Source organism: Ruegeria atlantica (assembly GCF_001458195.1).
GTDB classification, from domain to species: domain Bacteria; phylum Pseudomonadota; class Alphaproteobacteria; order Rhodobacterales; family Rhodobacteraceae; genus Ruegeria; species Ruegeria atlantica.
In genome coordinates, this window is sequence record NZ_CYPU01000039.1 from 353,851 (window position 1) to 374,441 (window position 20,591).

The following is a 20,591-nucleotide window of genomic DNA, read 5'->3' on the forward strand; positions in this document are numbered from 1 at the left end:
CGTTATTCTCCCGGCTGTTCAGAGGCGACGACGGCATCCACCGCAACGCCCGGGCGAACCCGCTGCAGGCCCTCAACGATCACGCTTTCACCTTCGCGCAGACCATCTGTCACAATAATCGCCGTCCCAACCACGTCGCCGGTTGTGATGTAGCGCTGTTCGACCATCTGCTTGTCATTCACCACCAGCACGAACTCACCGCGCTGATCGCGTTGCAATGCGGCCTGAGGGACCAGCACCTGAAGGGTCGGTTCCAATGCCTCGATTTGAACACTCAGGAATTGGCCGTCGATGATATACCGATCGGCATTGGGGAACTCGGCGCGCATGGTGATCGCGCCCGTCAATGGATCAATGCGGTTGTCCACAAAAACAATTTCACCTGTTTCGTCGAGCTTGGTTCCGTTGGGCAAGGTGAGGTGCACATTCGGGCTTTTGTTGCTTTCAGCCAGTGATGCTGCGCTCTCTCCAACCTGTTCGAGGACGGAGGTAAATTGTTTTTCGTTTAACGAGAAATTCACATAAATCGGAGCTTCGCTTACCAGGTTGACAAGCGGGGGGTTTGTGGGCCCGACAACGTCCCCTACGCTGGTTTCTACACGCCCAATCCGCCCGTCAAACGGAGCGTGAATCTCTGTATAGCTTAGATCCAGGTTAGCTTGCTGAATGGCAGCATTGGCCGCCTTCACCTCGGCTTCCGCAACCAGTTTGTTGGCGCGGGCGGTGTCACGCTCAGCTTCCGGTGTCGCATCGCGCTGATAAAGCTCTTCCTTCCGGGCCAGATCAATCTTGGCCAGTTCCAGATTGGCCTCGGCACGTTCGAGATCGGCTTTGCGAGCTTCCAGGGTCGCTTCATATAGATTTGGCTCAATAGTGAACAGAAGGTCGTCTTTTTTGACCAGTGCGCCGTCTTCTACATCCTTGGTTTCAAGAAAGCCGCTCACGCGGGCGATTATATCCACCTTGTTGATGGCCTCGGCACGCCCGATGAACACGGCCTGATCGGTGATTTCCTGGGTATAGGCCGCTGCAATCGATACCTTTGGCGGTGGTGCGTCGCCCTGGTCCTGCGCCAGCGCCGCATACGAGACGCCCATGCTGGTCAGAGCCGCGAAGGCAAGGACCGGACCTCTGTGGCGAAAAAAGGATTTCTTGATTGCAGGGGACATGGCGGGTGCCTCGTTAAATCTAAGGATACTGCGACGGGGCAGTTCGGTTGCCTCGACGAGTCGTGCTGAATTCTAGGCAGGATGGCCGTTTTGGAACTTTATCTCAAGCTTCTTGAATGCGTCAGCCGGTTGACGTACCTGGAAATTATCCCGGTTGCATGCGGACTTACACAAAGGAAACTGAACGGTCTTTGCGACAAAGCCCGTTTTTTGCCCAGTTTCAGTGGAAAACAGAGGCCGTCGGGCCTCCGTTACAATGGTGTCGCGATCAGAGTATCAGTCGCGCTGTCCAGCGAACCTGGATTGCCACTCTTCGCGCTGTTCGTCCGTGATCTTGGCGAACAGAACGTCCGGCACCGTGAACGTGTGACCGGAGGGCAGGGCGCCCATTGCGGCCGCAACATCGTCGGGCCAACTGGTGTCCAACGTGTTCATTGCACTCAGCATCTTGGCTGAAGCTTCAGGGATGAACGGTGCGCTGAGTACGGCGTAGAGGCGGATCAGGTTCAGGCCCAGACGCACCTGAGCGGCGGCCTGTTCAGGGTCTTCCTTGAAGGTCGACCACGGGGCGGCATCCTGCAGGTACTCGTTGCCCGCAACCCAGATCGCACGCAATTCCTGCGCGGATTTGCGAACCTCCATCGCCTCCATATGCCCTTCATAGGCGCGGACTCGTTTGGTCAGCTCATCAATCAGCGCCTGTTCGCGGTCGCCATAAGCGCCGCCTTCAGGAACTGCCTCACCAAACTTAGAGCGGCAGAACTTGGTGATGCGGCTGACAAAGTTACCCAGAACATCCGCGAGGTCCTTGTTCACAGACTGCTGGAAGTTCTCCCATGTGAATTCGCTGTCGCTGCTTTCTGGTGCATGGCTCAGCAGCCACCAGCGCCAATAATCGGCTGGCAGGATTTCCAGCGCCTGATCCATGAACACACCACGGCCCTGACTGGTCGAGAACTGACCGCCATCGTAGTTCAGGTAGTTGAACGACTTGATGTAATCGACAAGCTTCCAACGTTCGGATGACCCAGATTCTTCGTTGTACGTATTGGTGCCCAAAATTGTTGCTGGGAAGGAAAGGGTGTGGAAGGGCACATTGTCCTTGCCCATGAACTGGACATAACGGACATCATCCGCTCCTTTGTCGGTGCGCCACCAGCGCTCCCAGTCGGCGTCGGTCCTGCCGTTGGCATCCGCCCATTCCTTTGCGCAGGCGATGTATTCGATCGGCGCGTCGAACCAGACGTAAAAAACTTTGCCTTCCATCCCCGGCCAGTCCTGATCGCCCTTTTTGACGGGCACACCCCAGTCCAGATCGCGGGTGATGCCGCGGTCTTGCAAGCCGTCGCCGTCATGCAGCCATTTCTTAGCAATCGAGGTTGTCAGGATTGGCCAATCGTTCTTGCTGTCGATCCACGCGTCCAGCTGATCTTTCATCGCTGATTGACGCAGGTACAGGTGTTTGGTCTCGCGCACCTCCAGATCAGTTGAACCGGAAATGGCTGAGCGCGGCTCGATCAGGTCGGTCGGATCCAACTGCTTGGTGCAGTTTTCACACTGGTCGCCTCGCGCGCGCTCATAACCGCAATTGGGGCAGGTGCCTTCGATATAGCGGTCAGGAAGAAAGCGGCCATCGGCGTTGGAATAGACCTGTTTTTCGCTGACTTCGCGGATCAGCCCTGCATCGTCCAGCTTCCCGGCAAAATGCTGGGTCAGCGTCTTGTTCTGCTCACTGGACGAACGGCCAAAATGATCAAAGCTCATACCAAAACGCTTGGCGATGTCGGCCTGAACCTCGTACATATCTGCGCAGTATTCAGCCACCGGCTTGCCCGCTTTCGCTGCGGCCAGCTCGGCAGGTGTGCCGTGTTCGTCCGTGGCGCACAGGAACATGACCTCGTTACCCCGGCCACGCAGGTAGCGTGCGTACAGATCAGCCGGCAATTGCGAGCCGATCAGGTTACCGAGGTGCTTGATCCCGTTGATGTAAGGGATCGCTGAGGTGATGAGAATCCGAGCCATGTTCCGTTTCCGCGTAACTGTCTGCGCGCCCGTCTACATTATGTAACCGGCCAGCAAAACCCCGGCTTTGGTTCGGACGTCATTTTAGGCACGGGTCGCCGGGAAAATCGGCCTGAACTGCAACCTAGGATTGCATTGTATTCACCGCATTCAATACCTCAGAGTTGTAAATTAGAATCACAAACTCTTTAATTTTCTCAATGACTTCTCATCTATCATGTATACCACAGTATACAATAATGAGGGCAAACAACTGATGTTTGACTTTCTGCTTGAGGGTGCATTTGCGCCCTTCACTTTGGCGCTTGCGCTTCTGTTCGGCCTGCTTGTGCTGGAACTGATCGCATTGGTCCTGGGTGGAAGCCTTATGGCGGGTGAGGGCGATGTCGATCTGGATGTTGTGGATGCCCCCGATCTGGATGTCGGTGATTTCGGTCTGGATATTGATGCCGACATGGATCTGGGCGATTTCGAATTGGCCGAGATCGAGGCAGACGCGCCGGGCGCGGTCTCTGCGGGACCTTTGGCGTGGCTGGGGATCGGCAAAGTGCCGTTCATGATTTGGCTGGTGGTTCTGCTGGCAGGCTTCGGCTTGTCCGGTATGGGCCTGCAACTGACGCTGCGCGACCTGCTGGGCTTTGACCTTCCGCCTTGGATGGCTGCGATTCCCGCCGGTGCCTTTGGCCTGTGGTTTGCACGTGGCTTTGGCGGCATCTTTGCTCGTCTGCTGCCCAAGACCGAGACCGAGGCGATGTCGGAACGCCTGCTTGCCCATCGCCGTGGCGTGATCACCCAAGGCACCGCTTCGCGCGGACGCCCCGCCGAGGTGCGCGTCATGGATCGGTTTGGCAATACCCACTACCTGCGCGCCGAGCCGTTGCAGGACAAAGACACGCTTGAGCAGGGCACCGATGTGCTTGTGCTGCGCGACCGACGGCGCGACCGGTTCGTTCTGGTCGGCATGTCTGAATAACCAAAATTTCTAACCCCATCACGGAGGATTTTGCATGGAACTTACATTCCTAGCCGTCATAGTTGTGACCATTCTGGCAGTAGTTTTGTTTATCGGCCTTGTGCTTGGCCGTCTTTACCGCCGCGCGACCCGAGAGATCAGTCTGGTGAAAACCGGTGCTGGCGGTAAGAAAGTCATCATGGATGGTGGCGTCATCGTCGTGCCGTTGCTGCACGAAGTCAGCCCCGTCAACATGAAAACCCTGCGTCTTGAGGTTCAGCGCAGCGGTGAGGCCGCTCTGATCACCAAGGACCGGATGCGCGTGGACGTGGGCGTCGAGTTCTACGTCTCGGTCATGGCGACAGAAGAGGGCATAGCACGTGCTGCACAAACCCTTGGCGACCGTACATTCGACGTCGAACAGCTGCGGGAAATGATCGAAGGCAAATTGATCGACGGTCTGCGCGCTGTTGCGGCCCAGATGACGATGGACGGTCTGCATGAAAACCGCGCTGACTTTGTGCAAGAAGTGCAGAATTCGGTATCCGAGGATCTGTTGAAAAACGGACTGTCCTTGGAATCCGTTTCGTTGACCGCGTTGGACCAGACGCCGTTTGAGGCTCTGGACGAAAACAACGCGTTTAACGCTGTGGGTATGCGCAAGCTGGCTGAGGTCATTGCGACCTCAAAGAAAGAGCGTGCGCAGATTGATGCGGATGCCGAGGTCGAAGTGCGCCGTGCCGCGATGGAAGCTCAGCGTCAGAAGCTGTTGATCGAAAAGGACGAAGAGCAGGCGCGCATCGAGCAGACGCAGCAGATCGAAACGCTGCGCGTGGCGCAAGAGGCCGAGGTTGCAGCCCGGACCGAAGACTCGGAACGCGACACGGAACGCGCACGGATCGGCCGTGAAGAAGCCATTCGCGCCGCAGACATTGAGCGTGAGCGTAAAATCCGCGAGGCCGAAATCTCGAAAGAACGTGAACTGGAAGTGGCTGAGCGGGAACGCCAGATCATCATCGCGCAGAAATCCGAAGAGGAAAGCCGCGCGCGTGCATCTGCCGATCTTGCCCGCGCCGAAGCGACCAAGGCGACCGAGGCAGTGGCGACCGCTCAGAAGGTGGCCGAGGCCGAGCGTATCAAGCAGATCGCACTGATCGAAGCCACACGTGAGGCCGAGCGTCAGGCAACCGCGATCCGACTGGCTGCGCAAGCTGACAAAGAGGCCGCTGCTGACCGCGCCGAAGCCCGCCGTGAAGAGGCGCAGGCCGAAGCGGACGCTCTGAACATCCGCGCTGAGGCCAAGAAGAACGACATGCTGGCCGAAGCTGAAGGTAAGCGTGCGATCGTCGAAGCAGACAACGTGCTGTCAGTGGATCAGATCCGCATGAAGGTTGATCTGGCGCGGATCGAAACCATGCCGTCGATCATCGCGGAGATGGTCAAACCGGCTGAGAAGATCGACTCGATCAAGATCCACCAAGTCGGCGGTATCGGTGGCACCAATGGCGGCGGCGCATCGAACGGTGACAAGCCGGCCGTCAATCAGGCTCTGGACTCGATTATGGGTATGGCCGTGCAGATGCCGGCGCTCAAGAAACTGGGTGAAGAACTGGGCCTGTCGATGGAAAACGGCGTCGGGGGTGTCGTCAACGGTGCGCTTGAATCGACGGTTGGACCTGCCGAAGAAGGCGGCGTGATCGAAGAAGGATCGCGGACAGAACACTAATCGAAAGGGGGCGGGGTTTTCCCGGCCCTTTTTTATTGCCTTTCACGCGACCGTTTCAGCAAACGACCAATCGTGAACGACGTGCGTGGCGCGTAGACATAGTTGGTCCGCTCTTCCGGTGTTGGGCGTGAGCGCATTCGGGCCAGGCCAAAGATGATTAGGAAAACATGGCCGACCGCCACAAATGCAAACAGGGCTCCGGGTCCGAACTGCTGAATCAATGTCGATGAGATATAGGGTGAGGCTATCGCACCCAAAGCGAACCAGAACATGAGTGCCGCAGATAGCTCGACCCGTTCTTCTGCCGTTGCAAAGTCGTTTGCATGAGCAGAAGAGACCGAGAAGATCGGGAAGGTTGTTAGGCCAAAGAAAACAGCGGCCAGCATGACGCCTACCGTTCCTGTTCCGCTGGCCGCCATTGTGACACCGCTGCTGACAACCGCAGCAACGGACAGCCAGATCAGCACCCAACGCCTGTCATATTTGTCGGCCAGCCAGCCAACCGGGTACTGCGCCAGTGCACCACCCAAAACAAAGGATGCCAGGAAGAATGCGATTTGGTCCACGTCCAGCCCAACTTCCTGACCGTAAACCGGACCAACCATACGAAACGACGCAGAGCTGAGTGCGGCAACGATCACACCTGCAACGGCCAAGGGTGAGCTGCGCCAGGCCAGTTTGGGTCTCAACCGAGGGGCGTCGGGTGTTTTTGGCTGGCTTGCGCGGGTCAACGTCAACGGCAGCAGGGATGCGCAGCACAGGATCGCCAGCAAGTTGTAGGACACGTATGACGCTGGCGGCAAAACCGCGATGATCAACTGTGCGCACAGAGACGCGCCCATATCCGCAATGCGATAGGTCCCCATGGCGCGGCCGCGCGTTTCGTTTGTGACTTTAGCGTTCAGCCATGCTTCGATCACCGTATAGGCCCCGGCGACACAGGTTCCGGAAGCGACCCGAAGGGCTGCCCAGATGTACGGGTTTTCGGTCAACGTATGCCCGATAAGACCCATAGCACCCAAGGCCGTACAGACTGCGAAGGCCCGCGAATGACCGACGCTGCCCATTAGGCGCGGGGCCCACCAGCAGCCAATGAAGAAGCCAAGAAAGTGCGCCGAACCCAACATACCGATTTGTCCGGTCGTGAACCCAAGCGTGATGCCCGAGATCGCATCCAAAGGACCAACGCCGCCCGTCGAGAGCTGCAGAAGAATGACAGAAAGAAACAGGGCGGCAAAAGAAATGATCGTGCGCATAGTGCGCCCAGCATTACCGCATCAGCGGGCGTTGCGTGTGATAATTCGACCTCTGCGCGTCGTTTTTTGTCCTTTGGGTGTCAGGCCTTGCGGGTCAACTCGGCCCGGATGTTCAAAGACACGGTATCGGCGACCAGATCGGGATAGCCAGAGGCGCCGAAGTTATGGCGGTTCAACGCGCCCGACAGTCGAATTGACAATGCGTTCAGGTCATCAGCCTCGGTTCCGGGTTCGCGGTACAGATTGGCTTGCAGGGTCACTGGGCGTGTGACCCCACGCACCGTCAGGTCTCCGGTGATGGTTGCGCCTTCGGAAATGCGGCCGGTGGGGCCAAGCTGTATCCGGGTGGATTTGAACGTAATGCTCGGAAATTCCTGCGCGTTTAGCACGCTTTTGCTTAGCATCGGGCCGCGGGCAAAGGGCAACCGGGTGCGGGCCGCGGCTACATTCAGCACGACGGTGACACGGCTATTTTGTAACTGATCCGTGTCGACCCGAATATCTGCCGATTGGATCGGCATCGTGCCTGACTGCGCAACCCCCGAGAGCATGAAGGAAAAACCGACGGACGTCCCGGCTCGAGACAATTCATATTGGACCAACGCAGCATGAGTGGGCCGCGCCAACGGAATACTCGCCAGACCCGCAATCAGAAAGCGCCGCGTCAATGATCTCATGCCAAAACCTCTTGTCTGCGGGGGCGCGAGCGGCTGAGAAGAAACAGCAGAATTCCGATGTTCAGGCCGTTCCATAGAATGCCGTTCACGAAGGCTAGCTGGTAATTGCCGGTCACATCGTAAATCCAGCCGGACATCCATCCCCCCAGCGCCATGCCCATGATCGTCATCATCATGACAAACCCCACACGCGCGCCGGCCTCTTGCGGGGGCATATATTCGCGTACCACAAGCGCATAGCCGGGAACGATGCCGCCTTGTGACAGGCCAAAAAGCAGGCTGATCAGGTAGAGTGAGACCATCCCGTCATAGGGCAAGAACAGGAAAAGTGCGAGGCATTGCAAGACCGAGCCGATCAGAACCGTCAGAACGCCGCCAAGTTGATCGGCGACCATGCCCGATATTACTCGGCTGATCACACCTCCGAACAGCATCAGGGACAACATCTCGGCGCCGACTGTGGGTCCGTAACCCAGCCCGACGCAATAGGACACGATATGCACCTGAGGCATCGACATCGCGACACAGCACGAAACACCGGCCAGACCGAGGATGTATTGAAGTGCCCGGGGGGAAATGCCAACGCTGCGCGCCTTGATTTGTGCGGCAGATGCTGCGGTACTGTGCGCCTCGGCCGGGACCTGTCGACGCAACAGTAGGGACAGGGGGATAACGACCAGCAGCGTTATAACAGCCAGCGTCAGGTAAACCTGCTGCCAGCCGTCGCGCGCAAGTATTCCAGACAGCAATGTCGGCCAGATAGCCCCGGATAGGTAGTTTCCGCTTGCCACCAGACCCACAGCGATCCCGCGGCGTTTCATGAACCAGTGCGAGATGTCGGCGATCAATGGTCCAAAGCCGATGGATGCCCCGAGGCCCAACAGAAGATGTGCGACGGACAACATCACAATGTTTGGCGCCAGTGTCGCCAGCAGATAGCTGGTGGCGCTGAGGATTGCGGCCCCGATCAGGGCTTTGGTCACGCCCAGCCGATCCACCAATTGCCCCATCCAAAAATTGCCAAGGGCGAACCCGATCATGGCCAATGTGTAGGGCATCGCGGCCTCGGCGCGTCCGGCGTTGAATTGGGTTTCGATGGCGGGCATCACAACGATGACGGCCCACATTCCCACATTTGCCACGGTTGCGATGATCAAAGTGATCGCAAGTCGCAGCCAGGAGTATCGGCTATCGTGGATCGCGTGGCTCATCCCGAAACGCTAGGGCTCGGCCTGTGCTTTGGCCAGTCACAAACCCCGTGAGGGGCGCGTGATCACACGGGTGTGTCTTCTGTGGCGATCTGTTGCAGGTGCAGACCGGCGCGCGGTTTGGTCTGCGTGGCATGCCAGCTGACCGGGGGCAGGGCGCGGGCGCGGCGGCGGGTCAGGGTCCAGCGTCGGGCCTCTGCCTGATGGTCTGCGGCCATGTGCCAGCGCGTCTCTACCCCCTGTGCACCACCGTCACCAGGGGTCAGCAGCATCCCCAGCGGGGCACGCCCCATCGCACCACCCTGTTCTGCGGCCAGATGCATGCGCCGCACTGGCGTCAGCCCCGGCGCGCCCGGCAGATCACCGACAACCAAAGGCATGGCCGCGCTGCGCAGCGCCTCTTCTACGCACCACAGCAGGTCTTCGGGCCGGGTCGGGCGCACAAAGATGAACCGGGCGGGATCGGCAAAGGCCATCATGCCATCGGGGTTAAGCTGGCCGGGCTCCCATGCGGGCGCGATCCACAGCACCGGCCCCTGCATCTGCCCCGCCAGCCACATGGCAAAGCTGCGCCGGGCGAGGCCGCAGGCCTCGTGCACGCGGGCCAGTTGCAGTCTGATCTGCGGATGAAGATCTATCCCCGGCACGTCACGCGCGGATTTACGGCCAAGAAGATGTGTAGACATGCCGTCAGATTAACATGTTCTTATTTTGTTCTCAATTGCGGAATTGCGGCAACGGACGCCTTAACGCGACAAAAGCAGGCGGCCATTGGCGAACTGGATATTTGAAAACCGATGCAGGTAATCCATACCCAGCAAGGATTTGTCCAATTCCCCTTCATTCACCCAGGCCGAGATATTCTGGTCCGTGATTGGCCCCAATGCCAGCGTGTCCAGACGCACCGGCGCGGTCCGCACAACGCCATTGGCCGTGTTTGCCCGGCCGAAATAATTCAACTGATCGGGATCAATCCCAACACGTTCGGCATCCCGCGAGCTTAAAACAATCTGGCTTGCGCCAGTGTCCACCAGAAAGGTGATCGGTTCTCCGTTCACATCAATGGGTAGGTAATAGTGTCCGTCGGAGGCGCGCGGAACCTCTATGGCCTGGCCGGTGACAGTCATTTGCGGGGCAGGGCCAACAGTGGTGCGGATGTCTTCCCACAGGCCGACAACGGCAATGACACCGATAAAGATAAAGACCCACGCCAAAGCCTGCTGCAGCGTTTTGTTCAGAGACTGGCGGTTTTGCGCGACAAACCACGCCACAACGGCCGTACCAAGCACGGCCAGATATACCAAACGTCCAATGTTGTCGCCGTCCATAGCGCTCCTCACCATATTCACTGAAAGATATATGGGGTTTTACGACGCAAAACCAAAGGCCTTGAGGCCGTCCAGGATGAATTGAACCGACAACGCCGCCAGCAGCATCCCCAACAGTCGCGTCAATACGTTCAGGCCGGTTTTGCCCAACAGGCGCGCGATCAGGCCACCGGACAGGAAGAAGGTCAAAACCACGGCCATGACGGCCAGCATGACGATACAGGCCTCGACAATGCCAAGAATGCCCGGGTGCTGTCCGGCCAGCAGGATAATCGTCGCAATTGATCCGGGACCGGCGACCAGTGGAATGGCCAGCGGGAACACGGACGGGTCGTGGTGTTCCTCTTCTTCCTCGACCCGGTCTTCACGGCGTTTGGTGCGGCGTTCGAACAGCATGTCCAGTGCTGTAAGGAACAACAACGCGCCCCCGGCGACCTTGAAGGCCTCCATCGAGATACCGACAAAACCCAGCACCGCTTCGCCAAAGGCGGCAAAGGCAATGAGTATACCAGAGGCCACGGCACAGGTGCGATAGGCCGTCCGGCGACGGGCGCGGGCGTCCATGTCCTGAGTTAAAGCCACAAAAATCGGCGCGGTGCCAAAGGGGTCAATCACCACGAACAGGGTGGTGAAGGCAGTGATGAAAAAGGCGAGGTCGATCATTCGCCGGCACCTTGTTGGAGGTCTAACAGAACGTCCATAGCTTTTTCCGCCAGATCGCTTGGAACATAGACGTGGTCGTGGTGATACCCCGCGACCATGTTTGCCGGAATTCTACTTTGGGCAAGAGCATCGGACACAGCGGCAGTCAAGCCAACGCCTTCCAGTGAGGAATGAACCCGCAAGGTGATGCACTTCATACTGATGGCGCCAGCGGGTGCTGCGTCGATGGGCACGATAAGGGACAAACCTTCGGCCTCCATACAACTGGCCCGCGTTCCTTCGGGCCAAGCTTTGTCATGCGGCCAAACGACAAAGGCAAATTCTGCGTCCTGAAGCTCAGGGCGCATGCCTGCGATCATGGCTGTCGTTTCGATTACCGGTTTCGTCATGTCGCTTCGGCCTTTTCCAGGCGTTCGGCTGCGACGACCCAAAGCGCCTCGGCCTTTTGCATGGCTTCGACCACTTCGGAAAATTTCCGATTCCACGTTGCGAGATCGTTTTTCCTATCGTCCTCGTAAAGCGCAGGATCTGCCAGTTTGGCCGACAGTTTGTCATGCATATCCGTTAGCTTCTCGATCCGGTCCTCGCATTTGCGAAGGTCTGCCCGCAGGTTCAGCACTGCCTCGCGCGAGGGGCGCTTGGGCTTGATCACTTGCGGTTTCTCTTTGGCCGGTTTGTCGCGTCCCAGCAGCATGGTGCGATAGGTCTCGAGATCTCCCTCAAAGGGTTTGACCGTTCCGTCCGAAACCAGCCACAGATGGTCCGCGACCAGCGACAATAGGTGCATATCGTGGCTTACCAGAACCACCGCACCGGAATAGGCGGTCAACGCTTCGACCAGCGCCTCACGGCTTTCGATATCCAGGTGGTTGGTCGGCTCGTCCAGGATCAACATATGCGGCGCGTCGATGGTTGCGATCAGCAGCGAAAGGCGTGCCTTCTGGCCGCCCGATAGACGACCAACCTTGGTTTCAGCCTGATCCGCGTTCAGCCCGAACCCCGCCAGACGCGACCGCCACTTGCCCGGCGCCTCGTTCGGGCGCAGGCGTCGCAGATGGTCCAGCGGCGTTTCGTCCACATAAAGCTCATCCACCTGATGCTGCGCAAAATAACCAATCCGCAGCTTGTTGCTGCGGGTCATCTTGCCCGCCATCAGGGGCAGGCGGTCGGACAGCAGCTTGGACAGGGTCGACTTGCCCTGACCGTTCTTGCCCAGCAGCGCGATCCGGTCATCCTGGTCAATACGCAGGTTCAAACGGCGCAGCACCTCGGTTTCACCATAGCCCGTCACGCCGCCTTCAATCTGAATGATCGGCGGGGACAGCTCTTCTGGCTCGGGGAAGGAGAATGCGCGCAGAGCGGCCTCTTGAGGGGTTGAAACCAGTTGAATGCGCTCGATCATTTTCAAGCGTGACTGGGCCTGAACTGCTTTGGATGCCTTGTAGCGGAAGCGATCCACGAAACTCTGCAGATGGGCGATCCGGGCCTTGGCTTTCACGTTCTCGGATTCCGCCTGTGCCAGCCGTTCAGCGCGGCGTTCGGCGAATTTGTCATAAGGAACCGCGTAATAGGTCAGCTTGCGGTCTTCCAAATGCAGGATCGACCCCACCGCGCGGTTTAGCAATCCGCGGTCGTGGCTGATGATGATGACGGTGTGCGGATATTTGGCCAAATAGCTTTCCAGCCACAGCGCACCTTCGAGGTCCAGGTAGTTCGTCGGTTCGTCCAGCAACAGCAGATCGGGCTGAGAAAACAGCACCGCCGCCAACGCCACGCGCATCCGCCAGCCGCCCGAGAAATCGGAGCAGGGCCTCAACTGGTCGTCATCATCAAACCCAAGACCCTTGAGGATCGAGGCGGCGCGCGCTTCGGCAGACCACGCGTCGATATCTACCAGGCGGGTCTGGATTTCGGCGATACGTGTGGGATCGGTCGCGGTGTCGGCCTCGTCCATCAGCGCGCTGCGCTCGGTATCGGCGGCCAGAACCGTGTTGATCAGCGACACATCCGAGGAGGGCACCTCTTGCGCCACTCCGCCAATCCGGGCGCGCTTCGGGACATTGATATTGCCTGACTCCAGCGCCAATTCGCCCCGGATCAGTCGGAACAGGGTTGTCTTCCCCGTGCCGTTCCGCCCCACAAGGCCAACCTTGTGGCCGTCGGGAATAGTCGCACTGGCCCCATCGAACAGGGGGCGGCCTTCAACGGCGTAGGTTATGTCTTGAATCCGTAGCATGACGCGCTCTTAGCAGAGCCTTGGTGCCGCCGCCAGCAGCTTGATATGTTCAATATCCAGGCAATGTGTTAGCGCTGATCCGGTTGGCATTACTCGACGGTTTTCATCATGCGCGCGGCTCAGACGCCTCCTTCTTTGGTCACTTTGATCTTCGCCACGGCGTTGTCGGTTTTGTCGTTGAACATGTTCCTGCCGTCGCTTGCGAGGATGGCCGAGGGATTTCAGGTCGACTACGGACTGATTAACCTGTCAGTCGCCGGGTATTTGGCGGTATCCGCTGTGTTGCAATTGATCATGGGGCCGTTGTCCGACCGATATGGTCGCAGACCGATCCTGTTGATTTGCATGGCAGTTTTCACAGTGGCCTCCGTTGGCTGCGTATTGGCCGAGTCGATCTGGATATTCCTCGGTTTCCGTCTGCTTCAAGCGGCGGTGGTGGCCGGACCCGTGCTGTCCAGCGCCTCGATCCGGGATCTCTATACCCCGAACGAGGCCGCCAGCAAACTGGGTTATGTTGCGATGGCAATGGCTTTGGCACCGATGCTTGGCCCGATGCTGGGCGGTGCACTGGATATGCTGTTCGGCTGGCGGGCAGGATTCATATTGTACTCGGTCCTGGGGGCGGGGATGCTAGTGCTGTTGTGGGCGGATATGGGTGAGACGATTACGAACCGTTCCGCGACATTCTCGGCTCAGCTAAAGGAATACCCGCACCTGTTTCGCGCGCGTCGGTTCTGGGGTTACGCGCTGTGTGCGGCATTCTCGATCGGCGGGTTCTTCAGCTTTATCACCGGTGCGCCACTGGTTGCCGCGGTCTGGTTCGACCTGAGCCCTGCCATGCTGGGTCTGGGGATCGGAATTATTACCGGCGGCTTCATGGTGGGCAATTTCATCACCGGGCGTATCGCAGCACACACGAAGCTGACGACGATGATTCTGATCGGTCGGGTTGTTGCCTCTATTGGCCCTTTCTGCGGGTTGATGCTGTTTACAGCAGGTCTGGGCTCGGTCTGGGTATTCTTCGGCTCGGCCATTTGCGTGGGCTTCGGTAACGGGCTGACGAATGCGAACGCCTCGGCCGGCGTAATGTCCGTGAGACCCAACCTGGCAGGCAGCGCCGCGGGGCTTTCCGGGGCACTAATCGTGGCGTTGGGCGCAGTTCTGACCTTGATGACCGGCGCGTTTGTTAGCCCTGAAAATGGGCCCTTTCTGGTGTTGGGCATGATGTTCGCCAGCAGCTTTGTCGGATTGCTTGCGGTGCTTTACGTTCGCCGGATCGACGCGTCAGAGCCCTTGCCGGACACAATCTGATGGCCAAGACCCACTGGCGCAATCATTCCACTTTTCATGAGGCAAATACCGTGTTAGGCGGCGCGCGATGGATTTCGGCGCGTACCTCGCGCCATATAGTAAGGAGAGGCCGATATGGCACTGGAACGCACATTCTCGATCATCAAGCCTGATGCAACACGTCGCAACCTGACTGGCAAGATCAACGCCAAGTTCGAAGACGCTGGCCTGCGCATCGTTGCGCAAAAGCGCATTCACATGACCAAAGCTCAGGCTGGCAAGTTCTACGACGTGCATGCCGAGCGTCCGTTCTATGACGAACTGTGCGAATTCATGTCCTCCGAGCCGGTTATCGTTCAGGTTCTGGAAGGCGAAGGCGCCATTGCAAAGAACCGCGAAGTCATGGGCGCAACCAACCCCGCAGACGCAGCACCTGGCACCATTCGCGCGGAGTTCGCTGAATCGGTTGGCGAAAATTCGGTCCACGGTTCGGACGCGCCTGAAACTGCTGCCGTTGAAATCGCGTACTTCTTTTCGGGCATCGAACTGGTCGGCTAATCCGCCGTCAGACGAAGTTCAGGGCCGTATCCCATTGGGGGTGCGGCCTTTTTCGTTTCAGACCTGTTTAAGATCTTTCGGCGCGACCCGTATGCCTATCGCATCCAGATCAGAAATCATCCGGGTTTCCGGGGCGGTGCTGACGCTGGATTTTATCGCGTCGAACTTTACGCGCAGTGCCTTCTTTTCCTCGCCCTTGCAGTCGTTCCAGGGGCGCCCCTGCAATCCCATCACCAATACGTAGTATCCGATGAAATGCGGTCGGGTGCCCGCCTGTAATAGCCGTGCATAGGCCTCATCCGCCCCCAAATCGCGCAATTCCTGCGCAGAATGAATGCCTGCGCGTGCGCAGGATTGCTCAAAAGCCGGGCCGAGATTGCGGATTGATGAAACAGGATCAGACATCCCCCCGTCTTAGCCAAACGCTCGGACAGAGTCATTCGGTTGTTCGAGCAAAGTCAGATGTTTTGGTCATTGCTGTTGATCAACGGAGTTAGTCGTTGAACGGATCGCAGGAATATGAATTCATGATCACGTACTGGATCCTCGGTGAAAGGGACGCTCTTAATGGCTCGGGTCAAAAACTGTTTTGTTATCCCGGGCACATTCGATGAGGCGGGTTTTACTAAATCTTTGAAAGAACTGGCATTGCGGTTCGAGGCCGCTCAACCTGCTGGAAATTTTGATATTCTGGATTGCCATGACCAATCCCTCAGGGCATCTGCTAAGGTTTTGATCCAAACCGATGGGTCACTGTTTTTGTTGCGCGGCGGTAGAGCCGAAACCCAGCGGTGCAAGGTTAAGGGCAAGTTCGTGCAGGATTTGCCTGACGGATCCGTCAAAGCGGGTCTAGCGGGCTTTCCCAAGTTGCGCGCGTTGATGAGCGTCGGAGCGGGCAGAGCCAAGCACCGATCATTTGCCATTCTGGGTGACCTGCAAAAGACACAAGTGCGTGGCACGATGATGTTGATGTCCTCGGATCAGGGGCAGGTAACAGTTGTAACCGTTCAACACATGCGCGGATATGACCGGGCGTATAAGACTGTTTGTGAAAAGCTTACGAAATTGGAGGGTGGCAAAAGCAAGGCTAAGCCATTGTTCGACTGGTTGTTTCCCGACGCGACCATATACAAGGCCAAGCCCGAAATCCGCGTTTGTAAACAAGAGCCATCAATCGAGGTCGCCACAGACATCATTCGCACCTATCTGGCGGTCGCGCGCCAGAATGAGGCGGGCGTGATCCATGATATCGATACTGAATTTCTGCATGACTACCGCGTTTCCCTGCGCCGCGTGCGATCTGTGATCAGCCTGTTCAAGGGGGTGCTCTCGCCTGAACAAACCGCTGCGTTAAAGCGCGAGTTTTCCGGTCTGATGGAACCCACTGGACGAGCGCGGGACTTGGACGTCTATCTGTTGGAAAAAGACAGTTACTTCAATCTGATACCGCCGAACCTTCATGAAGGTGCCGTGGCCATGTTTGTGCAATTCGAAAGGGAACGCAGCCAGGCACTTGGACGTCTGTCTCGGCGCTTTCGGACGCAGAGCTATGACAATCAGATGAAAAAGTTGACCAAGCTTTTCGCTGATCCGACAAACCTGCAGCCTGGCCCAAATGCAGATCGGCCTGCCTATGAATACGCGCGCGCCCTGATCTGGAAGCGATATCGCAAAGCCTGCAAACTGGCGCGCGGCATTACGCCAAACACGCCTGACGAATCTGTGCATAATCTGCGGATCGACTGCAAAAAACTGCGTTATCTTATGGAGTTCTTTGCGCCTTTGTTCGACGCAAAGGCATTCAAAACGATCATCAAGTCATTGAAAAAGCTTCAGGATAATCTGGGCCTGTTCAATGATTTCTCAGTCCAACAAGAGGCGCTTCTGAATTTTGTGAAACAGCACACCAATAAGCAAGGCCGCGCTGATGCGCAGTTGACCTTGTCCGTGGGCGGGCTGATTTCTGTTCTGGATCAGCGCCAATTGGCGGAACGTGACCGTGTCATCGCAAGTTTCAAGCATTTCGACAGCCCGGACATCCGGCACCTGTTCCGCAGTTTGTTTCATCAAAAGGAGGGCTGAGGAGTGAAGATCATTGCCTGTTACAGCAACAAGGGCGGTGTGGGTAAAACCGCGACCTCGGTCAATCTGGCCCGTGCCTACGCAGCAGCGGGGCACAAAGTTCTGCTGTGCGATCTGGATCCGCAAGGGGCATCCGGGTTCTATCTGCGCGTCAAACCGTCCAAAAAGCTGACAGATGCAAGGTTCTTTGAGGATGTCGCGCGGTTCACCAAGTCCATTCGCGCCAGTGACTTCGAGGGGCTGGACGTGCTGCCAGCAAACATGACCTTTCGGGATTTTGACGTCTTCCTGTCACGGATGCGGAACACGCGGTCGCGGTTGAAAAAAGCGCTGATCTCGGCGGGCAGCGACTATGAGGTGATCATTCTGGATTGCCCGCCCAACTTTTCGACCCTGTCGGAAAACATCTTCAAGGCGGCCGATCAGATTGTGGTTCCGGTCATCCCGACGACCCTGTCTGAACGGTCTTTCGATCAGTTGGTTGGGTTTTTTGATGCCAACAAGTTGTCGAAGAAAAAGCTGACGGCATTCTTCTCCATGGTGCAACAGCGCAAGACCCTGCACCTTGAGACTATGGATGCGATGCGAAAGCTCTATCGCAAACGGTTCCTGCACAGCTCAATCCCGTTTGCGGCGGATATCGAACGGATGGGGCAGAACCGTGCGCCGGTCAGTGAATTCGCCCCGCGCAGCGCCGCCAGCTTGGCATATCAAAAGCTGTATAATGAGATGGAAAACGGAGTGGTTTCAAAGCGATGAGCACCGAAATTGAACGCAAATTTCTGGTGGCGGAACTGCCCGACCTTAGCGGCGCGGATAAGGCCGTCGTTCGCCAAGGTTATCTGACTGCACCGGACGATTCCACGGAATTGCGTCTGCGGCAAAAGAATGACAGGTACTTTTTGACGCTCAAAGGAGCGGGCTCCTTGGTGCGGGTGGAACGCGAGGCCGAGATCACGGCCGAGCAATTCGAAACCTTCTGGCCGGAAACCGAAGGACGTCGGGTTGAGAAAGAACGCTATACCGGAAAAATGCTAGACGGTCGGGTGTTTGAGCTGGACATCTTTCTGGGAAGCCTCGCGCCGCTGCGGCTGGTCGAGGTTGAGTTCGAAACAGAGGCCGAGGCGCAGGAATACACGCCGCCCGACTGGTTCGGAACAGATGTGACGGCAGATAAACGTTATAAAAACAAGATGATGGCGATCAAGGGTGTGCCAATCTAGGGCTTACGCGCCAGTTTGATTGTTGCCTCGAGACCCGGGTCGCAATTGCGGGCCTCGAATGCGCCCTGATGCATGTGTGAAATCGCTGCCACTAGCGCCAGACCCAAGCCTGAGTTGCGCTCGGTCCTTGCGGGATCGAGCGTCACAAACGGCACCTGCAGGCGTGGCAAATCCTCTTCAGGGACACCAGGGCCCCGGTCACGCACGCTCAGGCAGGTGTAGGGGCCGCTTTCTGACAGGGTGATCGTGATCGCCGTCTTTTCCGGGGCATAACGCATGGCATTTTCCAGAAGATTTGACAGCGCTTGAGACAGAAGCGGGCGGTGCCCCTGAACAGTGTGGGCGGTGCCGACGACCTCAAGCGAGATGCTCTGATCGGCGGCAACTGGTTCGTACAACTCGACGACGTCGCCAATCAGTTGCTGCAGATCCACGGGTTCGAATTGTTCCCGCCCGACACCGGCTTCGGCGCGTGAGATTTCAGTCAATTGCCCCAGAACACGCAGCACGTGGTCGATCTCGGCCGTAGCGCGGGCCACGTCGACCTCGCGGTCCAGATCACTTTTGGACGGGTCAGACAGCGACTCGACCCTTTGACGCAAGCGGGACAGGGGGGATCGCAGGTCATGGGCGATTGAATTCGAGGTTGTGCGCAGATTGCTGATCAGTTCCTCAATCCGGTCCAACATGCTGTTCAGGGTTCCGGCCACTTGATCCAGCTCATCCCCGGTTCCGCGCAAGGGCATGCGGCGGGACAGATCACCTGATACGATGTTTTCTGCCGTGCCCGCAAATTCCGACAGGCGAGTGAACACCAACCGGGTGAAAAGCCAGCCGGTCAAAAGGCTTAGCGCCAGTGCAATGGCTAGGGCCAAGCCAACCGCGCGCAACAGTGCACGGTCGAATTGCTGCCGTGCAAGGGCATCCCGACCTACCAACAGGCGTTCGCCACCGGGCAGGCGAACTGAGGCGGCCGAGATCGGCACCAACTGGTCGTTATCGGCGCGGCGAAGATCCAGATCGACCCAACCGCTGCCTGCCGTGACATCCGCAGGCCAGTGCTTGAGGTTCCCGGCCAGCTTCACACCGAACCGGTCCGTCAAAAGATACAGCGCATCCCGCTCGGACGCGGTTGGAATCCTGCGTTCAATGGCTTGCAACAGCCCGAACAGACCGCGTCGTTCGTATTCATCTGCCAGGCCTGTCAGTTCGGCGGACACCACTGAACGGGTCTCGCCCTCGATACTGCGATTGGCGGTGAAGTATACAAGCCCCAGCACGATTGCGGTCAGCAACGTGCTGAGAACCATGCTGGCTAGAACGAGGCGGGTGCGAGAATTATTGAACGAAAGTCGCAAGTTATCCATCGGATATCATGTAACCCGCACCTCGAACCGTTTCAATCAATGGCGGCCTGTCGCCTTCATCCAGCTGGCGGCGCAGCTTTGATATATGGACGTCGACCACGTTGGTATTCGGGTCGAAATGATAATCCCAGACACCTTCCAGCAGCATTGTGCGCGATACAACGCGGTTCTTCCGGCGCAGAAAGAATTCAAGGATCTGGAACTCACGCGGGGTCAGGGAAATCTCTTGCCCGTCGCGGGTGACCTTGCGGGTCAACAGATCCATCTCAAGATCGCGGCAGGTCAGCGTCGCGGTTTCCTCGGATTCCTGAGGGCGTCGCAACAGGGCTTCGATCCGCGCATGCAGTTCCTGGAACGAAAACGGTTTGACCAGATAGTCATCCGCACCCGAGCGCAGGCCCTTGACCCGTTCGTCAACCGCGCTCATCGCGGTCAGCATCAGGGTAGGGGTCTTGACCCCGGCCGCCCGCAAAGATCGGATCAGCGACAGGCCATCAAGACCAGGAAGCATCCGGTCCAGCACAATGGCGTCAAACCCGCCATCGGTGGCATGGTACAGACCCTCGCGCCCGTCTGCGGCCTGCTCGACCACATAACCTTCCTCGCCAAAGCCCTTGGCGATGAACTCACGAGTGTCCTCGTCATCTTCGACGATCAGCAGGCGACGGCTCATATTTTGCGTTCCTTTCTAGCGGGATTTAAACACAAAAATCCGGCAAAGCACATGATTTGCTTAAGTTACGTGCCGGGTGCGTTGCAGCGCACCCGGCAGTCTCAGCGGAATGCGGACAATTCAATCCGCCGAGGAGGCGTACGCCAGAAATCCCCATCAAA

Annotated in this window: 20 protein-coding genes; 7 read left to right on the forward strand and 13 right to left on the reverse strand. The window is 57.8% G+C overall.

Going from position 1 to position 20,591, the window contains the following annotated elements; translation table 11 throughout:
- Window positions 1-2 precede the first annotated feature (2 nt).
- Together RUA4292_RS11625 and metG are read right to left on the reverse strand one after the other, a co-directional pair.
- A complete protein-coding gene (locus tag RUA4292_RS11625; protein ID WP_058277719.1) occupies window positions 3-1,169 on the reverse strand; it encodes an efflux RND transporter periplasmic adaptor subunit in 1,167 nt (388 codons plus the stop codon).
- Window positions 1,170-1,445: 276 nt separating this feature from the next.
- Window positions 1,446-3,191, reverse strand: coding sequence for a methionine--tRNA ligase (metG, locus tag RUA4292_RS11630; protein ID WP_058277720.1), 1,746 nt, complete (start codon window positions 3,189-3,191; stop codon window positions 1,446-1,448).
- A 256-nt stretch (window positions 3,192-3,447) separates the two neighbouring features.
- Here metG and RUA4292_RS11635 point away from each other — a divergent pair, with 256 nt between their 5' ends.
- Both RUA4292_RS11635 and RUA4292_RS11640 read left to right on the forward strand, forming a co-directional pair.
- The gene (locus RUA4292_RS11635; RefSeq protein WP_058278172.1) at window positions 3,448-4,164 is read left to right on the forward strand and encodes an OB-fold-containig protein; all 717 of its coding nucleotides are present in this window, start codon (window positions 3,448-3,450) and stop codon (window positions 4,162-4,164) included.
- 34 nt (window positions 4,165-4,198) lie between these two features.
- A complete protein-coding gene (locus RUA4292_RS11640) occupies window positions 4,199-5,869 on the forward strand; it encodes a flotillin family protein (RefSeq protein ID WP_058277721.1) in 1,671 nt (556 codons plus the stop codon).
- A gap of 32 nt (window positions 5,870-5,901) precedes the next feature.
- On the opposite strand, the gene RUA4292_RS11645 is transcribed toward RUA4292_RS11640, so the two are convergent.
- From RUA4292_RS11645 to RUA4292_RS11680, 8 genes are all read right to left on the reverse strand, one after another.
- Window positions 5,902-7,125 (reverse strand): MFS transporter, encoded by a 1,224-nt coding sequence (locus tag RUA4292_RS11645; protein ID WP_058277722.1) that lies wholly within the window; start codon window positions 7,123-7,125, stop codon window positions 5,902-5,904.
- Window positions 7,126-7,205: 80 nt separating this feature from the next.
- A complete protein-coding gene (locus tag RUA4292_RS11650; protein WP_058277723.1) occupies window positions 7,206-7,802 on the reverse strand; it encodes a YceI family protein in 597 nt (198 codons plus the stop codon).
- Window positions 7,799-9,013, reverse strand: coding sequence for an MFS transporter (locus RUA4292_RS11655; protein WP_058277724.1), 1,215 nt, complete (start codon window positions 9,011-9,013; stop codon window positions 7,799-7,801). Before RUA4292_RS11655 ends, RUA4292_RS11650 begins: the two co-directional genes overlap by 4 nt.
- Before the next feature lie 62 nt (window positions 9,014-9,075).
- Window positions 9,076-9,696, reverse strand: coding sequence for an ImuA family protein (locus RUA4292_RS11660; protein WP_058277725.1), 621 nt, complete (start codon window positions 9,694-9,696; stop codon window positions 9,076-9,078).
- Window positions 9,697-9,756: 60 nt separating this feature from the next.
- Window positions 9,757-10,338 carry a retropepsin-like aspartic protease family protein gene (locus tag RUA4292_RS11665; protein ID WP_058277726.1) on the reverse strand — a complete coding sequence of 194 codons (582 nt, stop codon included), beginning with the start codon at window positions 10,336-10,338 and terminating at the stop codon, window positions 9,757-9,759.
- 39 nt (window positions 10,339-10,377) lie between these two features.
- The gene (locus tag RUA4292_RS11670) at window positions 10,378-11,001 is read right to left on the reverse strand and encodes a MarC family protein (RefSeq protein WP_058273801.1); all 624 of its coding nucleotides are present in this window, start codon (window positions 10,999-11,001) and stop codon (window positions 10,378-10,380) included.
- On the reverse strand, window positions 10,998-11,390 hold the full coding sequence (locus RUA4292_RS11675) for an ACT domain-containing protein (protein WP_058277727.1): 393 nt from the start codon (window positions 11,388-11,390) through the stop codon (window positions 10,998-11,000). The genes RUA4292_RS11670 and RUA4292_RS11675 overlap by 4 nt, the downstream gene beginning before the upstream one ends.
- On the reverse strand, window positions 11,387-13,237 hold the full coding sequence (locus RUA4292_RS11680) for an ABC-F family ATP-binding cassette domain-containing protein (RefSeq protein ID WP_058277728.1): 1,851 nt from the start codon (window positions 13,235-13,237) through the stop codon (window positions 11,387-11,389). Before RUA4292_RS11680 ends, RUA4292_RS11675 begins: the two co-directional genes overlap by 4 nt.
- A 108-nt stretch (window positions 13,238-13,345) precedes the next feature.
- On the opposite strand from RUA4292_RS11680, the gene RUA4292_RS11685 reads away from it, so the two are divergent.
- Window positions 13,346-14,548 (forward strand): multidrug effflux MFS transporter, encoded by a 1,203-nt coding sequence (locus tag RUA4292_RS11685; protein WP_199520005.1) that lies wholly within the window; start codon window positions 13,346-13,348, stop codon window positions 14,546-14,548.
- A 114-nt stretch (window positions 14,549-14,662) separates the two neighbouring features.
- Window positions 14,663-15,085: a nucleoside-diphosphate kinase gene (ndk, locus tag RUA4292_RS11690; protein WP_058273797.1), complete on the forward strand. Its 423-nt coding sequence runs from the start codon at window positions 14,663-14,665 to the stop codon at window positions 15,083-15,085.
- A 57-nt stretch (window positions 15,086-15,142) separates the two neighbouring features.
- On the opposite strand, the gene RUA4292_RS11695 is transcribed toward ndk, so the two are convergent.
- Window positions 15,143-15,490: a TfoX/Sxy family protein gene (locus tag RUA4292_RS11695; protein ID WP_058277730.1), complete on the reverse strand. Its 348-nt coding sequence runs from the start codon at window positions 15,488-15,490 to the stop codon at window positions 15,143-15,145.
- A gap of 162 nt (window positions 15,491-15,652) precedes the next feature.
- Between RUA4292_RS11695 and RUA4292_RS11700 the strand changes: the two genes are divergently transcribed.
- The 3 genes from RUA4292_RS11700 to RUA4292_RS11710 are packed head-to-tail and all read left to right on the forward strand — an operon-like array spanning window position 15,653 to window position 18,390.
- Window positions 15,653-17,167 carry a CHAD domain-containing protein gene (locus RUA4292_RS11700; RefSeq protein ID WP_058277731.1) on the forward strand — a complete coding sequence of 505 codons (1,515 nt, stop codon included), beginning with the start codon at window positions 15,653-15,655 and terminating at the stop codon, window positions 17,165-17,167.
- 3 nt (window positions 17,168-17,170) lie between these two features.
- The gene (locus RUA4292_RS11705) at window positions 17,171-17,926 is read left to right on the forward strand and encodes a ParA family protein (RefSeq protein WP_058277732.1); all 756 of its coding nucleotides are present in this window, start codon (window positions 17,171-17,173) and stop codon (window positions 17,924-17,926) included.
- On the forward strand, window positions 17,923-18,390 hold the full coding sequence (locus RUA4292_RS11710; RefSeq protein WP_058277733.1) for a CYTH domain-containing protein: 468 nt from the start codon (window positions 17,923-17,925) through the stop codon (window positions 18,388-18,390). Before RUA4292_RS11705 ends, RUA4292_RS11710 begins: the two co-directional genes overlap by 4 nt.
- Here RUA4292_RS11710 and RUA4292_RS11715 read toward each other — a convergent pair.
- Both RUA4292_RS11715 and RUA4292_RS11720 read right to left on the reverse strand, forming a co-directional pair.
- Entirely contained in the window at window positions 18,387-19,757 is a 1,371-nt protein-coding gene (locus RUA4292_RS11715) for a sensor histidine kinase (protein WP_058277734.1), read from the reverse strand. The genes RUA4292_RS11710 and RUA4292_RS11715 overlap by 4 nt on opposite strands.
- Window positions 19,750-20,430, reverse strand: coding sequence for a response regulator transcription factor (locus RUA4292_RS11720; RefSeq protein WP_058273791.1), 681 nt, complete (start codon window positions 20,428-20,430; stop codon window positions 19,750-19,752). Before RUA4292_RS11720 ends, RUA4292_RS11715 begins: the two co-directional genes overlap by 8 nt.
- Window positions 20,431-20,591 lie beyond the last annotated feature (161 nt).